Source organism: Devosia limi DSM 17137, from assembly GCF_900128975.1.
GTDB classification, from domain to species: Bacteria; Pseudomonadota; Alphaproteobacteria; order Rhizobiales; family Devosiaceae; genus Devosia; species Devosia limi.
In genome coordinates this window covers 284,854-302,432 of sequence record NZ_FQVC01000005.1, presented here as the reverse complement: position 1 = coordinate 302,432, position 17,579 = coordinate 284,854, and the positions used below count along the sequence as shown (strand labels likewise).

Below are 17,579 nucleotides of genomic sequence, written 5' to 3'. Positions count from 1 at the left end.
ATCAAATCGCGCCATCGCACCCTCCGATTAGCCTGGAGAGTGAATCACGATGGCGCCTAATCGGGAATCCCGTTTATGAGTTCAGAACCTAGTCCGAACCGACCAGGATTTCGCGCTTGCCGGCATGGTTGGCCTGGCTGATGACGCCCTCGCGTTCCATGCGCTCGATCAGCGTCGCGGCCTTGTTGTAGCCGATGGCCAGGCGGCGCTGGATATAGGAGGTGGACGCCTTCTTGTCGCTCAGAACGATATGGACCGCCTTGTCATAGAGCTCGTCGCCCGAGCCGGCATAATCATCGCCGCCCATGTCGGCGCCGGGGCCACCATCCTCGTCGTCCTCTGCGGTAATCGATTCCAGATAATCGGGCGACCCCTGCGACTTGAGATGGGCGACCACGGCTTCCACTTCGCCGTCCGAGACGAACGGGCCGTGCAGACGCTTGATGCGGCCGCCACCGGCCATATAGAGCATGTCGCCATTGCCCAGCAGCTGCTCGGCGCCCTGCTCGCCCAGAATGGTGCGGCTGTCGATCTTGGACGTCACCTGGAAGGAGACGCGGGTGGGGAAGTTGGCCTTGATGGTACCGGTGATCACGTCCACCGATGGCCGCTGGGTGGCGGTGATCATGTGAATACCAGCGGCGCGGGCCATCTGGGCCAGGCGCTGGATGGCGCCTTCGATGTCCTTGCCGGCCACCATCATCAGGTCCGCCATTTCGTCGACGATCACCACGATATAGGGCAGAACCTCGAGATTGAATTCCTCGCTCTCGAAGATTGCCTCGCCGGTTTCGCGGTCGAAGCCGGTCTGCACCGTGCGGGTGATGGTCTTGCCTTCCTTGGCCGCTTCGCTGACGCGCTGGTTGAAGCCGTCAATATTGCGGACGCCGATCTTGCTCATCTTGCGATAGCGATCTTCCATCTCGCGCACCGCCCATTTGAGCGCGACCACCGCCTTGTTGGGATCGGTGACAACCGGGGTCAGCAGATGGGGAATGCCATCATAGATGCTCAACTCGAGCATTTTCGGATCGATCATGATCAGGCGGCACTGCTCCGGGGTCATCTGGTAGAGAAGCGACAGGATCATCGTATTGATACCCACCGACTTGCCCGAACCGGTGGTACCGGCAATCAGCAAATGCGGCATGCGGGCGAGATCGGCAATCACCGGTTCGCCGCCAATGGTCTTGCCCAGGCAGATAGGCAGCTTGCCCTTCATCTTCTCGAAATCGGTGGAGGCCAGCATTTCGCGGAAATAGACAGTCTCGCGATTGTGGTTGGGCAATTCGATGCCGATGGCATTGCGGCCCGGCACCACGGCGACGCGCGCCGATATGGCTGACATCGAACGGGCAATATCGTCGGCCAAGGAGATGACGCGGCTCGACTTGATGCCGGGGGCCGGCTCCAGCTCGAACAGGGTCACGACCGGGCCGGGACGCACATTGATGATGTCGCCCTTGACGCCGAAATCTTCGAGCACGCCCTCGAGCTGACGGGCCATGGCCTCGAGGCGTTCGGGATTATGCTCTTCGGACGGGCCCTTGTGGCGTGGCTCGGCCAACAGGCTCAAGGCCGGCAGCTCAAAGCCTGCGGGTTCATCCAGGAACGAGGCCTGGGCTTCGCGCTGCATGCGCTGCCCCTGCACCGGGCGGGGGGCCGGCGCGGTGACGCGCGGCTTGGCCGGATCGACGGGATGGAAGCGCGAATCGCCCTGCTGGCGGTGATTGACCACCGGCGCAGGAACCGCTTCGGGCTCGAAGGGGGCGTCGTCGTAGTCGGGCTCATCGGGATAGTCGAGTTCGGTATCGTCATAGGCCGGCGCCGCATTGATGCGCGGCGAGGCGAAAGCCGGCTCGGGTGCAGCCGATGGTGCATGGATGCGGCGCTGGCTGGGGGCCAGCTGCGGCTCGCGGCGGGCCTCCTCGGGGGCAGCGGCATGGCCGTCGAGGCTTGGCTCGACATCCTCATCGCGCCAGGGCGCTTCATCGGCCTTGCGGCGCTCGGCATGGCTGGCGCGGGCGCGGCGGAAAGCTGTGCGCAGGGAATAGCCCATATGCACCATGGCGCCGAGCGCGATGTCGACAATGGGATTGCTCTCGCGTTCCTCGGGTTCGGCGACAGCAGCGCCGGCCTTGCGTCCGGCAGCAGCGGGCGCGGCCTTTTGCGGCTCGGACGAGACGGTCGAGCCCAGACCCATGGCGATCCAGAACAGCGCCAGGGCCGGCGCGGCAATGATGATGGCAAACAGGGTTGCGGTCAGCGACTGCACTTGAGCGCCGGCAATCAGCGTCGCCAGATTGGAGAAGGCGGCGCCAACCAGGCCGCCCAAGCCGGTCGGCAGCGGCCAGGTCACCGGCATGGCAATAAAGGCCAGCACACCGGCGGACAGAATGGTCGCGCCGATCCAGGCCAGCGCGCGCAGACCCATGCGCAGCGGAAGACGCTTGCGCGCCATGGCCCAGCCCCACAAGGCGGGCGGCACCAGCATGACCAGGGCAGCCAGTCCCCAGACCTGGAACAGCACATCGGCAATAGCGGCGCCGGGAAAGCCCAGCCAATTGGCCGGCGACTTCTCGGTGGCATAGGAGAAACTGGGATCATCGACCGACCAGGAGGCCATCGCCATGAGGCAGATCGCGACCAATCCGAGCAGCACCAGCCCCAGCAAACGCACCGGAATGCGGATGGCGATTGCGCTGGCGGGCGCCGATGCAGCCGCAGGGCGCGCAGCGCTGCGGGAACCGCGCTGGGGCACGGAACGCACTTCATCGAGCATGGGGGTCGGATGTGTGGGCATGGCGGGCATCAGTCTCTACCGGGCCGGACAATCCGGGCCCAATGTGCGGCCATGCTAGAAGGGTGAAGTTAATCGCGTGCTAACCATCGGCTCCGGAGGCCAAAAACCAGGCCCCGGGCCCCTCTGGGGCAATAAAAAGGGCCCGCCAAGGCGTGGCGGGCCCAGTATCCGACGCCAATGCCAGCGCGGAGGGAGGGGTTGATCGTGGTGTGCGGCCCATGCGGTTTGCGAGTGGGAAGCCTCTGTGGCGGGCCAAGAGGGACACGGACCGCACGCCACGATCAACTGGAGAGCCGGGCGGCAGCAGGACCGCCGCCCGGAAAGTCGGCTTAGTTGTAGGCGCGCTCGCCATGGCTGGAGAGATCGAGACCATCGATCTCGGCGCTTTCGGGCACCCGCAGGCCACCGAAGATGGCCTTGACGATGGTCAGCGCCACGAGGGTCACCACGCCCGACCAGATGATGGCCACGGCGACGGCGAGGATCTGGGTCACCAGCTGGCCGGTGATCGAATAGTCCTCGGCGCCGAAGCCACCCAGGGCGGGCGCGGCGACGATGGCGGTGCCGAGCGCACCGACAATGCCGCCAATGCCGTGGATGCCAAACACGTCGAGGCTGTCGTCATACTTGAGCAGCGGCTTGAGCGTGACCACCGCCCACAGGCAGATCAGGCCGGCGATGAAGCCGAGCACGATGGCACCAAAGGTGCCGGCAAAGCCAGCCGCCGGGGTGATGGCGACAAGGCCTGCCACCGCACCCGACATGAAGCCGAGCGAGGAGGCGTGACCACGGGTGAACTTTTCGCCCAGGGCCCAGGCGATGGCGCCGGCAGCGGGGGCAGTGATGGTATTGAGGAAGGCCTGCGCCGCAGTGCCATTGGCACTGAGAGCCGAGCCGGCATTGAAGCCGAACCAACCGACCCAGAGCAGGCAGGCGCCGATGAACACGAAGGTCAGGTTATGGGGCGCAATCGGCTCCTTCATATAGCCCAGGCGCGGCCCGAGCACGATGGCGGCGACGAGAGCGGCCACACCCGAATTGATGTGCACGACGGTGCCACCGGCAAAGTCGAGCGCCCCCATCTGGAAGAACAGGCCGGGCGCAGCCCAGACCATGTGGGCGATCGGCAGGTAGGAGAAGGTGAACCACAGCGCCAGGAAGGCCATGACCGCACCGAACTTCATGCGCTCGGCAATGCCGCCCAGGATCAGGGTGGCGGTGATGCAGGCAAAGGTCAGCTGGAAGCAGATGAAGACCAGTTCGGGAATGGTGCCGGAGACCGAATCGGGGCTGGTGGCGCCAAGGAAGAGGTTGGAGAAGTCACCGATAAAGGCGGACAGCCCGCCTTCACTGGGGCCGCCAAAGGCCAGCGAATAGCCATAGGCCACCCAGAGCAGGGCGATCATGGCAAAGCCGGCAAATACCTGGGTCAGCACCGACAGGATGTTCTTGGAGCGCACGAGACCGCCATAGAACAGGGCCAGGCCCGGAATGGTCATCAGGATGACCAGGATAGTGGAAATGAACATCCAGGCGGTATCGCCGGTGTCGACGGTGGCAACAATTTCTTCAACCACGGCGGCTGCCGGGGCGGCTGCATCCTGAGCCAGTGCCGGCAGCGCCAGCGCGAGAGAGGCCAGCAGCGCACCCCCGAGTAGTTTTGATGTCTTTAGAGCGATCATTTGTGATCTCCGGGATGGGGATGACGCTAAAGGGCGGCCGCGCCGGTCTCGCCGGTGCGGATACGGGTGACGGCGAGGAGATCGAGCACGAAGATCTTGCCATCGCCGATCCGGCCGGTCTGGGCGCTGTCGCGGATGGCCGTCGAGACGGCATCGGCGAGGGCGTCATCCACGGCGATTTCCACTTTGAGCTTGGGCAGGAAATGCACGGCATATTCGGTGCCGCGGTAAATTTCGGAATGCCCCTTCTGGCGGCCATACCCCTTCACTTCGGTCACGGTCATGCCGTGGACGTCGAGCGAGTTGAGAGCCTGGCGAACCTCTTCAAGGCGTGATGGCTTGATAATTGCTATCACCAGTTTCATGTGAGCCCCTTTGCGACTTGGCGCTTGGTCTGAATGCCCAACTAGACTCAAAACCCGTGCCAAGTCGGACATCCGCCAAAAACTTGTTTGGAAACAGATGCTTACAAAATTGCTGATTCCGCAGGCAGATCACACGACCAATGAATGCACAAATTGTGTGCATTCATTTTCGACGCTGTGCAAAATTGTGGCAGGCAAAGTGCCGCGCCGACTTCGCTTGCATCGCCGCATGGGCGCTGTGACAGTAATGCCAAAGGAGTGCCGGCCATGACCCCACAAAATGACAGTTTCGACGTGCTGATCGTTGGCGGCGGGCCGGTCGGGCTGACCCTGGCGCTGGCGCTGGTGCGCTCGGCCAAGGGGATCCGCGTCGGGCTGATCGACCGGCGCCCGCTCTCGGTGCCGCGCGATAATCGGGCTTCGGCTTTGGCGGCCGGGGTGCGGCGGGTGTTCGAGGCGCTGGGCGTCTGGCAGGCCATGGCGGGTGAAGCACAGGCCATCACCGCGATGAAGATCACCGATTCGGGGAAAGGCGACATTGCCCGCCCGCTATTTCTCAGTTTCGAGGGCGATGTCGCGCCGGGCGAGGCCTTTGCCCATATGGTGCCCAACCGGGTCAGCGGGCAGGTCCTGCTCGACGCGGTGGCCGACAGCATCAGCGTTATCGCGCCCGCCGAGATCAGCGGCTTTGTCGCTAACGCCAATAGCGCCTCGGTGACACTGGCCGATGGCCGCGTGCTGAGCGCGCCGCTGGTGGTCGCCGCCGATGGGGCGCAGTCGAGCCTGCGCAGCATGGCCGGGATTGGCGTTATCGGCCATGATTACCGCCAGACCGGGCTGGTCACCACAATCGGCCATGCGCTGCCCCATGACGGCACCGCCTATGAACATTTCCGCCCCGCGGGCCCCTTTGCCAGCCTGCCGCTACCCGGCAATCGCTCGTCGCTTGTCTGGACCGAAGCCAGCGCCGACGCGCCGAAATTCCTGGCCATGGGCGATAACGCGCTCGCCACCGCCATCGAAGCGGTCATGGGCTCGACGCTGGGCGCCGTTACGGTCGAAGAAAAGCTGATGAGCTTTCCGCTGCGCCTGCAGATTGCGCGCGACTTCGTCGCGCCGCGCCTGGCGCTGATCGGCGATGCGGCCCATGTGGTGCATCCGATTGCCGGCCAGGGCCTCAATCTGGGCCTCAAGGACGTGGCCGCTCTGGCAGAGGTGATTGTCGAGGCCGTGCGGCTGGGGCTCGATCATGGCAGCGCCGATGTGCTGGCGCGCTATCAGAGCTGGCGCCGCCTCGACACGGCCGGGATGGCCATGGTCACCGACGGGATGAACCGGCTGTTCTCCAATGACGTCGCCCCTGTCCGCGCCCTGCGCGATTTCGGCCTCGGCCTCGTCGACCGCGCCGGCCCGCTCAAGTCCCTGATGATCCGCACCGCTGCCGGCGTCTCCGCCAGTGGCCCGCGACTCTTGTCCGGCATGCCGATCTAGGTTTTTGCGGGGTAAGAGCGCGCAGCGCCTCTGCCTGCCGCCGCCGCCCTCCACCGCGTCATCACCCGGCTTGTCCGGGTGATCCACCTCGCCAAAAGCTGGATTGCCCGGACAAGCCGGGCAATGACGATGGGACCGATATTGGGGCCCCACCACACCATTAGTCTGCGTCCCCTCCCCCTTGAGGGGAGGGCCAGGGTGGGGGTGCTGCGGGTCATCCCAAACGCCGAAGCAGCCGACGAAATGGGACGACTTCACCCCCATGCATCACCATCCCACCCCACCCCGGCCGTCATCCCAGCGAAAGCCGGGATCCAGTTTCCTTACCCGCACCCCAAACTGGACCCCGGCTTTCGCCGGGGTGACGCTGTGTGTGGAGGCACAAAGCCCCAAAACCACCCCCACTTATCCCCGCCCCAAAACCACACGCCTATACTCCCTCATCCGCGCATCGAAGCGAGATCATGACGAGTGGTTGGTGCGCGGAGGCTGGTTGGATCGGGGGTCGCTTCGATCTGGCTGTTACTGAACGTGGACCGTGACCTCTATCGTCCGGTGGTCGTGAACAGGATCGGGGCGGCGGCTGTATCGGCCGCCCGGGAGCGTGTCCCTTGCCGGCAGCGGCAAGCCACGGTCCTAATCTGAAGGTTTAGCGGCATCTGGCCTGCGCCGCAGGTCCGGGGACAGTAGCAAGCGCCAGTCGCTGCCGGCGAGGCCCAGCCTCACCTCTACCTTGCGGACTACCGCATTCGAGGCCTGGCCTCGCCGGCGCCGCTTCCTACCAGATCCGGGTCAGCCGGCGCTTTGGCACGCCGCCAGGATCTACTCCGCGCCGGGCGGGCGAGTGGTGAACAGGCGCAGTTCATCGGGCTCGATACTGCGCGCTTCATCCAGGCTCAGGAGCGGCACGCCCTTGATGATGGGAAAGGCCAGGCGGCCGGCCACCGAGATCAGTTCGCTCCGGTCAGCCGAAAAGCTCAGCCGGGTCTTGGTCAGCGGGCAGACCAGGATTTCGAGGGTTTTGACATCCAGAACATGACGCGCTTCGGCCGGGCTATTGGGCGCACTCATCAGTTGAGCGGCGCCGCGCCGCTGCCCCCACGAGCCATTTCATATTCGGTCATGGCGATCAGGGTTTCCGCCCGGTCCTCCAGCGTCGCCGCTTCCAGCAGCACCTGTTTTTCGGCGGCGCCATAGGGCGACACCATGCAGCAGAAATTGACCAGGTCGGCGGTGCCGGTACGCTCGATCTCTTCCCAGTTGAGATCGATATTGGCGAATTCGGCATAGTCGCGCATCATCTTGACCACGCGCTCGCGGTCCACCGCCTCCTCGCCGAAATTGCGGGTGAAGTCGGAGGCGAACTGGCTCGCATCGATCACGCATTGCCGATAGGGCGTCATCACCGTCAGCTCATGGGCCAGCCGGAAGCGGGTCACGCCCTCGAGGATGATGAAGTAGCGGCCCTCGCCGCTCTCCTCGAAATGGGTGATGCGGCCGAGACAACCGATTCGCTGCAGCGGACTGCGCCCCTTGGGGCTTTCCTCGGAAGTATCCTCGGGCTGGATCAGCCCGATCAGGCGATCGCCCCGCAAGGCCGCGTCGACCATTTCGACATAGCGCGGCTCGAACACATTGAGCGGGCGATGCGAAAACGGCAGCAACAGCGCCCCGGTCAGCGGAAAAACCGGTACGCTCCTGGGCAGGTCAGTGGGTGATGCGGGGCGCTTCAACATATTTGCCTCCTAGGAGAACAGCGCCGCCGAAAGCAGACGGCGGCCCTTGAGGGTGGCAGGATCCTTGGGACCCCAGGCGTCGAACAATTCAATCAGCTTCTTGCGGGCGCCGTCTTCATTCCAGGCGCGGTCGCGCTTGATCACGGCGATCAGTGATTCGGCCGCTTCCAGATGCCGGCCTTCGGCATTGAGCACGACGGCCAGGTCGAAGCGGGCCTGGTGGTCATCGGGATTGGCGGCGATGGCGGCCTCAAGGGTCGCGGCCTCCGAAAGGCCTTCGGCCTCCCCCAACAGGCGAATCGAATTGGCGACAAGCGCATAGTCATCACCCTTGCGGGCGTCTTCGGGCACCATATCCAGCGTGGCCTGCGCCTGCTCGGCTTCACCGGCGGCCAGATAGACCCGGGCGAGGCCGATCAGTGATTCGGTGTGGTCGGGCATATGCTGCAGCACCATGCCGTAAATCTGGGCGGCACGGCCGAGATCGCCAGCCTGGAAGGCCTCATTGGCCGCCAGGGCGGCAGCGGCGATCTGCTCTTCCATCGAGCCTTCGGCCGGCGCCGGCTCAGGCGCCCCGGCAATCACCTTGTCGGCGAATCGGCGCACTTCGCCCTCGGGCATGGCCCCCATGAAGCCATCAACCGGACGGCCACCGGAAAACGCAAACACCGCCGGGATGGATTGAATGCCCAATTGCCCGGCAATCTGCGGGTTTTCGTCGATATTGATCTTGATCAGCCGAATCTTGCCGGCTTTTTCGGTCACCACTTTTTCCAGCGCCGGGGTCAAAGCCCGGCACGGACCGCACCATGGCGCCCAGAAATCCACCAGAACCGGGGTTTCCTGCGATGCATCGATGACGTCGACCTTAAAATTGTGATCCGACGAATCGCGGATAAGCGCCCCGGCTGGCGGGTTGGCGGGAGCAGCGCTGGCAGCGCCATTGATTTGAATTGTCATTGAGCATGGCCTCTACAGCTAGGCGTTCCGGGCGTTTTGAGTGCCTTTTTGCGCCCCCAAACCCCGCCATGACAAGCCCCTGACACGTGAAGCTGTCGGGAAGATGTCGTGACGAAAGATTATGGGTTGCAATCAGGCAAGTGATTGGGCATATAGGCGCGCATCGGGGCGCTGCCAAGGCAGTGCACCGTGTGGAGCGCGGGTGTAGCTCAGGGGTAGAGCATAACCTTGCCAAGGTTAGGGTCGTGGGTTCGAATCCCATCGCCCGCTCCAAATTCTCAAAGGCCGGCAAGCCTTGAGAAACAAAGGGTCCTTCGGGACCCTTTTTGTTTTTCCGATATTGAAACGCCGCCAGCGTCCCGGCCCTGATGGGTCCGGGAAGCGGCGTTGGCGTCAGCGGCCGTTGCGGGCGGCCAGATGCTGGCCGGTCAACGAACCCTTGTGCGCGGCGAGGTCTGCCGGCGGTCCTTCAAACTGAATGCGGCCGCCATCCTGTCCGGCGCCGGGGCCGAGATCGATCACCCAGTCAGCGCGCGAGATCACATCCAGATTGTGCTCGATGACGATGACCGTGGAGCCGGCCTCGACCAGCCGGTCGAACAACCCGATCAGTGTATCGACGTCATTCATGTGCAGCCCGGTGGTCGGCTCATCCAGCACATAGATATTGCCGGTCTTGCCCAGTTCGGCGGCGAGCTTGAGGCGCTGCCGTTCGCCTCCCGATAGCGTCGAGAGTGGCTGGCCCAGCGTGAGGTAGCCCAGCCCCACATCCTCGAGCCCCCGCAGAATCCTGGCGATGGGTGCCTCGGTGAAAAACCCCACCGCATCGGCAATGCTCATCTCATAGACATCGCTGATGGATTTGCCGCGCAGCTGGTGCTCCAGCACCTCAGCGGTGAAGCGCTTGCCCTCGCAGGTCTCGCAGGTGGTGACCATCGGATCGAGATGGGCCAGATCGGTATAGATGACACCCAGGCCATTGCAGTCGGGGCAGGCACCCTTGGAATTGGCCGAGAACAAAGCCGCGTCGACACCATTGGCCTTGGCGAAGGCCTTGCGGACATTGTCGAGAATGCCGGTATAGGTCGCCGTATTGGAGCGGCGCGAACCACGAGCCAGGTTCTGGTCGATGATGATGGTGTCGGGATAGGCCTTGGGCAGGCAGCCCTGGATCAATGACGATTTTCCCGAGCCGGCCACGCCGGTCACCGCCGTCAAAACGCCCATCGGGATAGAGACTGATACATCGCGCAGATTATTGAGCACGGCATGAGCGATCTTGAGTTCGCCCATGGCCGGGCGCACCTTGCCCTTGATAGCCTGGTGCTTGCTCATGTGGTCGCCGGTCAGCGTGCCCGACGTGAGCAGTCCGGCATAATCGCCCTCATAGACCACCTCGCCACCCCTGGAGCCGGCAAAGGGCCCCATATCGACCACATGATCGGCAATGGCGATCATGTCGGGCTTGTGCTCGACGATCAGCACAGTATTGCCCTTGTCGCGCAGCTGCTGCATCAGCCCAGCCAGCCGACCGACATCATGCGGATGCAGCCCCACCGAGGGCTCATCGAAGATGTAAGTGATATCGGTCAGCGATGAGCCGAGATGACGGACCATCTTGACGCGCTGGCTCTCGCCACCCGAGAGCGTCGAGCTTTCCCGATCGAGGCTCAGATAGCCCAGCCCGATGGTCACGAGGTTTTCCAGCCGCAGCGCCAGCGCCTCCAGCATCGGGCCAACCTGCGGCGCCGCGATGGCCCGCACCAGCTTGGCCAGCTCGCTGACCTGCATGGCCGAAAGCTCGGCGATGTTGTGACCTTCTATCCTGCTGGCCAGCGCCTGCTGGTTGAGCCTTGCACCATGACAGGCGGGGCAAAGGGCGCGGGTGAAGATGCGGTCATATTCGGCCCGCATATGGGGCTGCAGCGATTCGGGGTCCTTGGAGCCCAGCCCCTTCTTCAGTTTGGCGACAACGCCCTCATAGGTGATGTTGATCTTGCCGACCTTGACCTTGCGGCCATCATCGAGATTGAAGAGCATCTCGCGCTCCTCGGCGGTAAAATCCCTGACCGGCTTGTCGATATCGAACAGGCCGGCATTGAAATAGGCGCCCGCCCACCAGCTATCGACCTCGAAGCCCTTGGGCAGCAGCGCGCCATCGCGCAGCGAGCGGGTCTCGTCGATCACCGCTGTCATGTCCATCGCCGCCACCTGGCCGATGCCTTCGCAATCGGGGCACATGCCGCGCGGGTCGTTATAGGAATAGAGATTGGGCGAGCCCAGCTTTGGCTCGGCCAGACGGCTGAACAGTACTCGCAGCATCTGCGCCGCGTCGGTGACCGTCGCCACCGTCGAGCGGGAGTTGCCGCCCAACCGCTGCTGGTCAACGATGATGGCGGCCGAGATGTTCTCAAGCTGGTCGGCATCGGGCTGGCCATAATGGGGCATGAACTGCTGCACGAAAGCGGGATAGGTTTCGTTGATCAGCCGCTGGCTTTCGGCAGCGATGGTGCCAAAGACCAGCGAGGATTTGCCCGAACCGGACACGCCGGTGAAAACGGTGATCTGCCGCTTGGGAATATCAAGCGATATGGATTTGAGATTGTTCTCGCGGGCACCGCGAATCCTGATCGCGCCGTAGATATCGTGCTGCACGGTTTGGGCTCCATGAGATCGGGAAAGGCACCGGACGGAAGACCGCCAGGTGCCTGACTTGAACAAGTGGGACGGAAGCTGGTGCTATTCGGTCCGAGCCAGCACCTTTTCCATCGCGGTGAAATAGGCCGGCCAGGCATAGCTGGCGCCCTGGAAGGCTTCTTCCTGATCGGGGCGGAACCCGGCCTGCTCCATGCGCAGGCGCGTACCGGTTTCGGTGGGGGTCAGCGTCCAGGTGACAATGCTTTCGAGCCCGAAGGCGTCCCAGCTATACGAGAGTGTCTTGTGCGGCTCGACCGCCTTGACCTGACAATCCACCCCGCCCCAGTCGGCGCTGAAGCGGAAGCTGTGGCCAACGGATGGCTTGAAGTCGCTCTGCATCAGCCATTCGGCGATCAGATGCGGCTGGGTCAGCGCCCGCCAGATCTTTTCGGGCGGGTAGGCAATCTCGCGCTCGACAATGACGGTACGGATTGCGGGGACGGGTTCGGTCATGGCTTTGTCCTCTGGTGGTCAGATGCGGTGTTGAGCGCGATGGCAGCGCGGATCAGCGCCTTGAAGGCGGCCGCATCGATTTCGTCGCCCTCGCGGAAGTCGATGGCCCGGCGGGTGCCGCCGGTCAGGCTGGAATTGAACAGGCCATTGGGATCAGGCAGGCTGGCGCCTTTGGGGAATGTGGTCTTGATCGCGGCCTTGTAGCTTTCGCCGGTGCAGACGATGCCGCCATGCGACCAGACCGGATTGTTCCATTTCCATTCCTCGATCACATCGGGATCGGCCGCATGGATCAGCGCGCGGATGCGGGCGAGCATCTCGCCGCGCCAGCCGCCGAGTTCGGCAATCCTGTTATCGATATGGGATGGGGCGAGGCTTTGGTCGCCGGCTGCTGTGGCTTTGGGCATCTCACGCGCTCACAATTTGTCGCCAGGCAAAAAGCTGGCCTGTTGCACCCAGTCGGCAAACTGGGCCTCATCAATGCTGTCGGCTTCATGGATATCGAGATAGCGCCCGGCAGCCTGCTTGGAGGTGCCGGGCGGCAGCGGCACCAGTTCGGCACCGCGCATGAAGGAGACCTTCACGTATTTGGTCAGGCAGTGGAAACCGAGGAAGTAGTGGTGCTCCTCGACGCCATACATTGGGGTGTTCCACTTCACCGCCTTCAGCACGCCAGGCACAGTCCTGGTGATGATGGCATCGAGCTGGCGCCCGACACGCTGTTTCCAGCCCGGCATGGCGGCCAGATAGGCTTCGACCACCGCATCGCCATAGCCCATCGGAATCTGCGGATTGCCGCCCGACAGCAGCACGACATCACCGGGCGCATTCTTGTCCTCGCTCACTGGTCCATCCTTTTCAGCAGGTCTTCGAAGCGGTCGAGCCGGTTTTCCCAAAAGCCGGTCATTTCCTTGGTCCAGTCGGCCAGCGGGGCCAGCGCCGAAAGGTCGGCACTATAATGAGTCTGGCGCCCATCCTGGCGGCCGCGCACAAGCCCGGCCTGCCTGAGCACCCCCAGATGCCTCGACACCACCGGCTGGGAGACGCCGGCCTCGCTGGTCAGCGCGGTCACTGTCACCTCGCCTTCGCGGCAGAGCCGCTCAAAGAGAGCGCGCCGGGTTGGGTCGGCGAGAGTCTTGAAAAGCACGTCCTGGGCATTCACCATTTTAATTCATACCTCAGTGGCTATGGATTATACATAGCCATCAAGCTATGAGTGAGTCAAGCCTAGAGCGAAGCCCGGCGAATCTGCTGCACTCCGACCGCCAGACCAAGCGCCGCGACCGCGACAGCCACCAGCGTGCCATAGAGCACGGCGGGGTCGGCTATATTGCCGAGGAACAGCGCCCGCTCGGCCTCGACCAGATAGGTCAGCGGATTGAACCGCGAAGCGATGAACAACCATTGCGGGGCATTGGTCATCGGCAGCAGCACCCCGCCCAGCAGCATCATCGGCAGTGAGATGGAATGGGTGACCATGTAGAACAGCGAACCATCGCGCTTGCTGGCAATGGCCAATGCATAGGACAGCGCGGCGACGCCGACACCGAAGACCAGCAAGAGCAGGAGGCCGAGCAGCATGGGCAACGGGTAGAGCTGCAGCCCGAACGGGGCGGCGATCAGGATGACCAGCAGCGCCTGGACCAGCAGTGGCGCCAGTTCCTTCAACGCCCGGCCGACCATGATGGCCGGCCGGCTCATCGGCGTCGCCAGTAGCCGCTCGAACGAGCCGGACAGCAATTCCTCGGTCAGCGACCAGCCACAGGTCACGGTGGTGAACAGCACCAGCATGACCACCATGCCGGGCACAAACCATTGCAGTGGCGATATGCCTGCACTCTCGGCGCCGGGCATGGTGCCGAGCAGCGGCACGAACAGGCCGAGATAGAGCAGCGGCTGCACCAGCCCGAAGGCGATGTAATACCAGCTGCGGATGGTGGGCGTGATCTCGCGGCGGAAGGCGATACCCGTATCGGTAATAAAGCTCATGGCGGATCTCTTGCTAGGAATGGCGGCTCAGGCGGCGGCGGTCTCGCGCAGCGAGCGCCCGGTGAGGCCCAGAAACACGTCGTCGAGGGTTGGGCTTTTGACCGAGGCGGTCATCGCCTCGATGCCGGCGTCATGCAGGCGCCGGATAAACTCGGGCAGCAGCGCCGTCCCATCGGGCAGCGTCACCGCCACATCACGCCGATCGGCGGAGGTCTGACGCGCTCCAGGCAGGTTCTGGGCAATCTCGGCGGCGCTGGCCGCCTGATCCTCGCACAAGACGCTGATCCGGATGGTATCACCAGCCAGGTCAGCCTTGAGCCGGGCTGGAGTATCGTCGGCGATCATCACCCCATGATCCATGATCATCACCCGTTCGGCCATGATGTCCGCCTCGTCGAGATAATGGGTGGTGAGGAAAATGGTCATGCCGCTGTGCTGGCGCAGCCGGGTGATGTGTTCCCACAGGTTCGCCCGGCTATGGGGGTCCAACCCGGTGGATGGCTCATCGAGAAACAGGATCGGTGGCGTATGCATCAGCCCCAGCGCCACATCGAGCCGCCGCTTCTGCCCGCCCGACAGCGAGGCGCAGTCACGATCGGCCAGGCCATCGAGTTCAAGCATGCCGAGCAGGTCGTCGGCGCGCCTGCGGGCATCGCGCTGGCGCATGCGCTGGGCCTGGCCCTGCGTCACCAGTTCGTCGCGCACCCGGTGATAGGGACCCGAGCCGGTGCCCTGCCCGACATAGCCAATCTTGCGGCGCACCGCCGCCGGTTCGCGCGCCACGTCATGGCCGCCGACCGTGGCTTGGCCGGAACTGAGCGGCAGCAACGTGGTCAGCATGCGCACCGAGGTGGATTTGCCAGCGCCGTTGGGGCCAAGAAACGCCACCAGCTCGCCTTCGGCCACATCGAGGCTGAGGCCACGAACCGCCTCGACAATGCCGGCCTTGGTTTTGAAACTGCGCGTCAGGTCGCGGGCTTTGATCATAGGTTTCCTCCAGATTGCGCACAGCATGATCCAGGCCTGCTGACAGGCGCTGTCAGCAGGTGGCGTGGCGCGGTAAAACTCGACAGGACGGCATATTGCCGATAACTATGTGCGGTGTACGTTGTTTAGCATAACTCCGTACGATGTAAAGAGTTAAAAAGGATGGTGGATGGCCGAGGACATCGCCGGCCGGGGCGACCCGGTAAAATCGCTGCAGCTGATGTGGGGTCGCATGGAAGCCCCCAGGCGCGGCCCCAAGGCCAAGGCCAGCGTGGCGGAGCTGGTCGCGGCGGCCGTCTCTATTGCCGATGCCGAGGGGCTCGATGCCGTCAGCACGCGCCGGGTCGCCGATGCCGTGGGCATTTCGCCAATGTCGTTCTACACCCACATTCCCGGCAAGGCCGAGCTGCTCGATCTGATGCTGGACGCTGTGACCGGCGCCGGGCTGACCGAAATTCCGGAGTTCGAGCCGGAGCACTGGCGGCGCAACCTCGCCTTCATCGCGCACGAGCATCGCGCCTTCTATATGCGCCACCCCTGGGTGCTGCATCTGGCCACGCATCGCCCGGTGCTGGGGCCCAATACGATGATGGCGGCCGAGATCGCGCTGCGGGCATTGGAGGGTCTGGGCCTGACCGACCTGGAAATGGACCACGCCTTCACGCTGATCACCAGCTATGTGCATGGCGCGGTGCGCGATGCCGCCCGCGAAAAGATGGTCAAGGAGCTGACCGGGATGACCGATAATGAATGGTGGCACCGGGTCGCCCCGTTTCTCGAAACGGTCGACTTTTCGCCCTATCCGGTGCTGTCGCGGGTGGGGGCGGTTGCCGGCGAAACCTATGGCGCCCACGACCCCATCGGCGCCTTTGCCTTCGGGCTGGAGCGGGTGCTGGATGGTCTTGCTGTGTTTATCGAGAGCAAGGCCGCGCAGAAAGGCTAGCCGCGACGAGGTCGCCGGCGCTCCAATGCGCTGGCGGTCCCTGCCATTGTTGTCCCCGATGATCGTGCCGGGCATGCCCGCTCCTCGCCGCACCTCTGCTCTGCAGCAGTGACGAACGAGGACGCGTCATTTCGACGGGGCGCTCGAGTTAATCAGATCGAGGGGAGGACGCGAGCGCGGTTTCCGGGGCTTTGTCCGAAGCCTTCCCACCCACCGCGCTGCCCTCGGGCTTGACCCGAGGGCCACTCTCCACCCGCTCGACAGTCAGTGGCTAAACCGACAGGCCCTCGGGTCAAGCCCGAGGGCAGCGCGGTGTGCGTCCGCAGCGCGGAGGTATTTCGAACGCGTGGCGCATAAGACCAATCCGGTCGATACGCGCCCAAGCCGACCTAGATCGCATTCCCCTCGGCATTGAAAATATGCAGGCGCGCCGGGTCGATATGGGCGGTGACGGTTGAGCCGAGTTCCACCTGAAGCTGGCCTTCCAGCATGATGGTCAGGGTCTGGCCATCGGCCGCCGTCGTATAGAGCAGGGTCTGGCCACCGAGATTTTCCACCAGATCCACCCGCACATCGGCCAGCTTCAGCCCGCTGCCGGGAGTGATGGTGATGTGCTCGGGCCGCACGCCCAGCGTTGCCGCACTGCCGGCGGCGCCGGAAGTGGGCCGCGGCAGGGTAAAGACGTCGGTCGAGGTGGCGAGGCGGGTCGAAGTCGCGTCGCTGCCCTCGATATTGGCCTTGAGGAAATTCATCTTGGGCGAGCCGATAAAGCCGGCCACGAAGATATTGCGCGGATTGTTGTAGAGCTCCAGCGGCGGGCCGGCCTGCTCGATCACCCCGGCGCGCAGCACCACGATCTTGTCGGCCATGGTCATGGCCTCGACCTGATCATGGGTCACATAGATCATGGTATTGCCGAGGTCATTGTGCAGCTTGGCAATTTCGACGCGCATCTGCACGCGCAGTTCGGCATCGAGGTTGGATAGCGGCTCATCGAACAGAAAGATCTTGGGCTCGCGCACAATGGCGCGGCCGATGGCAACGCGCTGGCGCTGGCCACCGGACAGCTGCTTGGGCTTGCGCTGCAGCAGCGGTTCGATGCGCAGGATTTCAGCGGCGCGCTGCACCCGCACGGCGATCTCGGCCTTGGGCAGCTTGGCTGTCTCCAGCCCGAAAGCCAGGTTCTGGTAGACGCTCATATGCGGATAGAGCGCATAGGACTGGAACACCATGGCGATGCCGCGCTTGGCGGCGGGCACGTCATTGAGGCGCTGGCCATCGATGATCAGATCGCCTCCGGTAATCGGCTCCAGCCCGGCGATCATGCGCAGCAAGGTGGACTTGCCGCAGCCGGAGGGGCCGACAAATACGGTGAATTCACCGGGCTCGATGGTCAGGTCGACGCCATGGACCACCTGGACTTCCCCATAGGCCTTGACGATTTTCTGCAGGACAACACTGGTCGCCATGGCG

General features: G+C 63.8%; 16 protein-coding genes and 1 tRNA gene. 3 read left to right on the top strand and 14 right to left on the bottom strand.

What is annotated here, in order from left to right; genetic code table 11:
- Nucleotides 1–88: 88 nt before the first annotated feature.
- The 3 genes from BUA69_RS10630 to BUA69_RS10620 form a co-directional block, all read right to left on the bottom strand.
- Nucleotides 89–2,803: an FtsK/SpoIIIE family DNA translocase gene (locus BUA69_RS10630; protein WP_244468714.1), complete on the bottom strand. Its 2,715-nt coding sequence runs from the start codon at nucleotides 2,801–2,803 to the stop codon at nucleotides 89–91.
- Nucleotides 2,804–3,132: 329 nt separating this feature from the next.
- Nucleotides 3,133–4,485 carry an ammonium transporter gene (locus BUA69_RS10625; protein WP_046134536.1) on the bottom strand — a complete coding sequence of 451 codons (1,353 nt, stop codon included), beginning with the start codon at nucleotides 4,483–4,485 and terminating at the stop codon, nucleotides 3,133–3,135.
- A 26-nt stretch (nucleotides 4,486–4,511) separates the two neighbouring features.
- Nucleotides 4,512–4,850, bottom strand: a complete 339-nt coding sequence (locus BUA69_RS10620) for a P-II family nitrogen regulator (protein ID WP_046134535.1) — start codon at nucleotides 4,848–4,850, stop codon at nucleotides 4,512–4,514.
- 267 nt (nucleotides 4,851–5,117) lie between these two features.
- On the opposite strand from BUA69_RS10620, the gene BUA69_RS10615 reads away from it, so the two are divergent.
- On the top strand, nucleotides 5,118–6,341 hold the full coding sequence (locus tag BUA69_RS10615) for an FAD-dependent monooxygenase (protein ID WP_046134534.1): 1,224 nt from the start codon (nucleotides 5,118–5,120) through the stop codon (nucleotides 6,339–6,341).
- 822 nt (nucleotides 6,342–7,163) lie between these two features.
- On the opposite strand, the gene BUA69_RS10610 is transcribed toward BUA69_RS10615, so the two are convergent.
- The 3 genes from BUA69_RS10610 to trxA are packed head-to-tail and all read right to left on the bottom strand — an operon-like array spanning nucleotide 7,164 to nucleotide 9,037.
- Entirely contained in the window at nucleotides 7,164–7,412 is a 249-nt protein-coding gene (locus tag BUA69_RS10610; protein ID WP_046136515.1) for a Trm112 family protein, read from the bottom strand.
- Nucleotides 7,412–8,077 (bottom strand): LON peptidase substrate-binding domain-containing protein, encoded by a 666-nt coding sequence (locus BUA69_RS10605; protein WP_046136514.1) that lies wholly within the window; start codon nucleotides 8,075–8,077, stop codon nucleotides 7,412–7,414. Before BUA69_RS10605 ends, BUA69_RS10610 begins: the two co-directional genes overlap by 1 nt.
- 9 nt (nucleotides 8,078–8,086) lie before the next feature.
- Nucleotides 8,087–9,037, bottom strand: coding sequence for a thioredoxin (gene trxA / locus BUA69_RS10600; RefSeq protein WP_046136513.1), 951 nt, complete (start codon nucleotides 9,035–9,037; stop codon nucleotides 8,087–8,089).
- A 198-nt stretch (nucleotides 9,038–9,235) separates the two neighbouring features.
- On the opposite strand from trxA, the gene BUA69_RS10595 reads away from it, so the two are divergent.
- Nucleotides 9,236–9,310, top strand: a tRNA-Gly gene (locus tag BUA69_RS10595).
- A gap of 120 nt (nucleotides 9,311–9,430) precedes the next feature.
- On the opposite strand, the gene BUA69_RS10590 is transcribed toward BUA69_RS10595, so the two are convergent.
- The 7 genes from BUA69_RS10590 to BUA69_RS10560 all read right to left on the bottom strand — a co-directional run bounded on the left by BUA69_RS10590 (nucleotide 9,431) and on the right by BUA69_RS10560 (nucleotide 15,163).
- On the bottom strand, nucleotides 9,431–11,692 hold the full coding sequence (locus BUA69_RS10590) for an ATP-binding cassette domain-containing protein (protein ID WP_244468802.1): 2,262 nt from the start codon (nucleotides 11,690–11,692) through the stop codon (nucleotides 9,431–9,433).
- A gap of 84 nt (nucleotides 11,693–11,776) precedes the next feature.
- Nucleotides 11,777–12,187 carry an SRPBCC family protein gene (locus BUA69_RS10585; protein ID WP_046136512.1) on the bottom strand — a complete coding sequence of 137 codons (411 nt, stop codon included), beginning with the start codon at nucleotides 12,185–12,187 and terminating at the stop codon, nucleotides 11,777–11,779.
- Complete coding sequence (locus BUA69_RS10580) at nucleotides 12,184–12,594, bottom strand: DUF1801 domain-containing protein (RefSeq protein ID WP_046136511.1); 411 nt, start codon at nucleotides 12,592–12,594, stop codon at nucleotides 12,184–12,186. Before BUA69_RS10580 ends, BUA69_RS10585 begins: the two co-directional genes overlap by 4 nt.
- A 9-nt stretch (nucleotides 12,595–12,603) precedes the next feature.
- On the bottom strand, nucleotides 12,604–13,032 hold the full coding sequence (locus BUA69_RS10575) for a DUF1801 domain-containing protein (RefSeq protein ID WP_046136510.1): 429 nt from the start codon (nucleotides 13,030–13,032) through the stop codon (nucleotides 12,604–12,606).
- Nucleotides 13,029–13,352 (bottom strand): ArsR/SmtB family transcription factor, encoded by a 324-nt coding sequence (locus BUA69_RS10570; RefSeq protein WP_046136509.1) that lies wholly within the window; start codon nucleotides 13,350–13,352, stop codon nucleotides 13,029–13,031. The genes BUA69_RS10575 and BUA69_RS10570 overlap by 4 nt, the downstream gene beginning before the upstream one ends.
- 62 nt (nucleotides 13,353–13,414) lie before the next feature.
- Complete coding sequence (locus BUA69_RS10565) at nucleotides 13,415–14,176, bottom strand: ABC transporter permease (protein ID WP_046136508.1); 762 nt, start codon at nucleotides 14,174–14,176, stop codon at nucleotides 13,415–13,417.
- Nucleotides 14,177–14,203: 27 nt separating this feature from the next.
- Nucleotides 14,204–15,163: an ATP-binding cassette domain-containing protein gene (locus BUA69_RS10560; RefSeq protein WP_046136507.1), complete on the bottom strand. Its 960-nt coding sequence runs from the start codon at nucleotides 15,161–15,163 to the stop codon at nucleotides 14,204–14,206.
- 169 nt (nucleotides 15,164–15,332) lie between these two features.
- Between BUA69_RS10560 and BUA69_RS10555 the strand changes: the two genes are divergently transcribed.
- Nucleotides 15,333–16,106: a TetR/AcrR family transcriptional regulator gene (locus BUA69_RS10555; protein WP_046136506.1), complete on the top strand. Its 774-nt coding sequence runs from the start codon at nucleotides 15,333–15,335 to the stop codon at nucleotides 16,104–16,106.
- A 389-nt stretch (nucleotides 16,107–16,495) separates the two neighbouring features.
- Here BUA69_RS10555 and BUA69_RS10550 read toward each other — a convergent pair whose 3' ends face one another.
- On the bottom strand, nucleotides 16,496–17,575 hold the full coding sequence (locus BUA69_RS10550; RefSeq protein WP_046137114.1) for an ABC transporter ATP-binding protein: 1,080 nt from the start codon (nucleotides 17,573–17,575) through the stop codon (nucleotides 16,496–16,498).
- Nucleotides 17,576–17,579: the final 4 nt, after the last annotated feature.

Bases quoted from the DNA above. Each gene is read 5' to 3' on its own strand.
- BUA69_RS10630 (WP_244468714.1), bottom strand. From the start codon at position 2,803: ATGCCCACACATCCGACCCCCATGCTCGATGAAGTGCGTTCCGTGCCC.
- BUA69_RS10625 (WP_046134536.1), bottom strand. From the start codon at position 4,485: ATGATCGCTCTAAAGACATCAAAACTACTCGGGGGTGCGCTGCTGGCC.
- BUA69_RS10620 (WP_046134535.1), bottom strand. From the start codon at position 4,850: ATGAAACTGGTGATAGCAATTATCAAGCCATCACGCCTTGAAGAGGTT.
- BUA69_RS10615 (WP_046134534.1), top strand. From the start codon at position 5,118: ATGACCCCACAAAATGACAGTTTCGACGTGCTGATCGTTGGCGGCGGG.
- BUA69_RS10610 (WP_046136515.1), bottom strand. From the start codon at position 7,412: ATGAGTGCGCCCAATAGCCCGGCCGAAGCGCGTCATGTTCTGGATGTC.
- BUA69_RS10605 (WP_046136514.1), bottom strand. From the start codon at position 8,077: ATGTTGAAGCGCCCCGCATCACCCACTGACCTGCCCAGGAGCGTACCG.
- trxA (WP_046136513.1), bottom strand. From the start codon at position 9,037: ATGACAATTCAAATCAATGGCGCTGCCAGCGCTGCTCCCGCCAACCCG.
- BUA69_RS10585 (WP_046136512.1), bottom strand. From the start codon at position 12,187: ATGACCGAACCCGTCCCCGCAATCCGTACCGTCATTGTCGAGCGCGAG.
- BUA69_RS10580 (WP_046136511.1), bottom strand. From the start codon at position 12,594: ATGCCCAAAGCCACAGCAGCCGGCGACCAAAGCCTCGCCCCATCCCAT.
- BUA69_RS10570 (WP_046136509.1), bottom strand. From the start codon at position 13,352: ATGGTGAATGCCCAGGACGTGCTTTTCAAGACTCTCGCCGACCCAACC.
- BUA69_RS10565 (WP_046136508.1), bottom strand. From the start codon at position 14,176: ATGAGCTTTATTACCGATACGGGTATCGCCTTCCGCCGCGAGATCACG.
- BUA69_RS10560 (WP_046136507.1), bottom strand. From the start codon at position 15,163: ATGATCAAAGCCCGCGACCTGACGCGCAGTTTCAAAACCAAGGCCGGC.
- BUA69_RS10555 (WP_046136506.1), top strand. From the start codon at position 15,333: ATGGCCGAGGACATCGCCGGCCGGGGCGACCCGGTAAAATCGCTGCAG.
- BUA69_RS10550 (WP_046137114.1), bottom strand. From the start codon at position 17,575: ATGGCGACCAGTGTTGTCCTGCAGAAAATCGTCAAGGCCTATGGGGAA.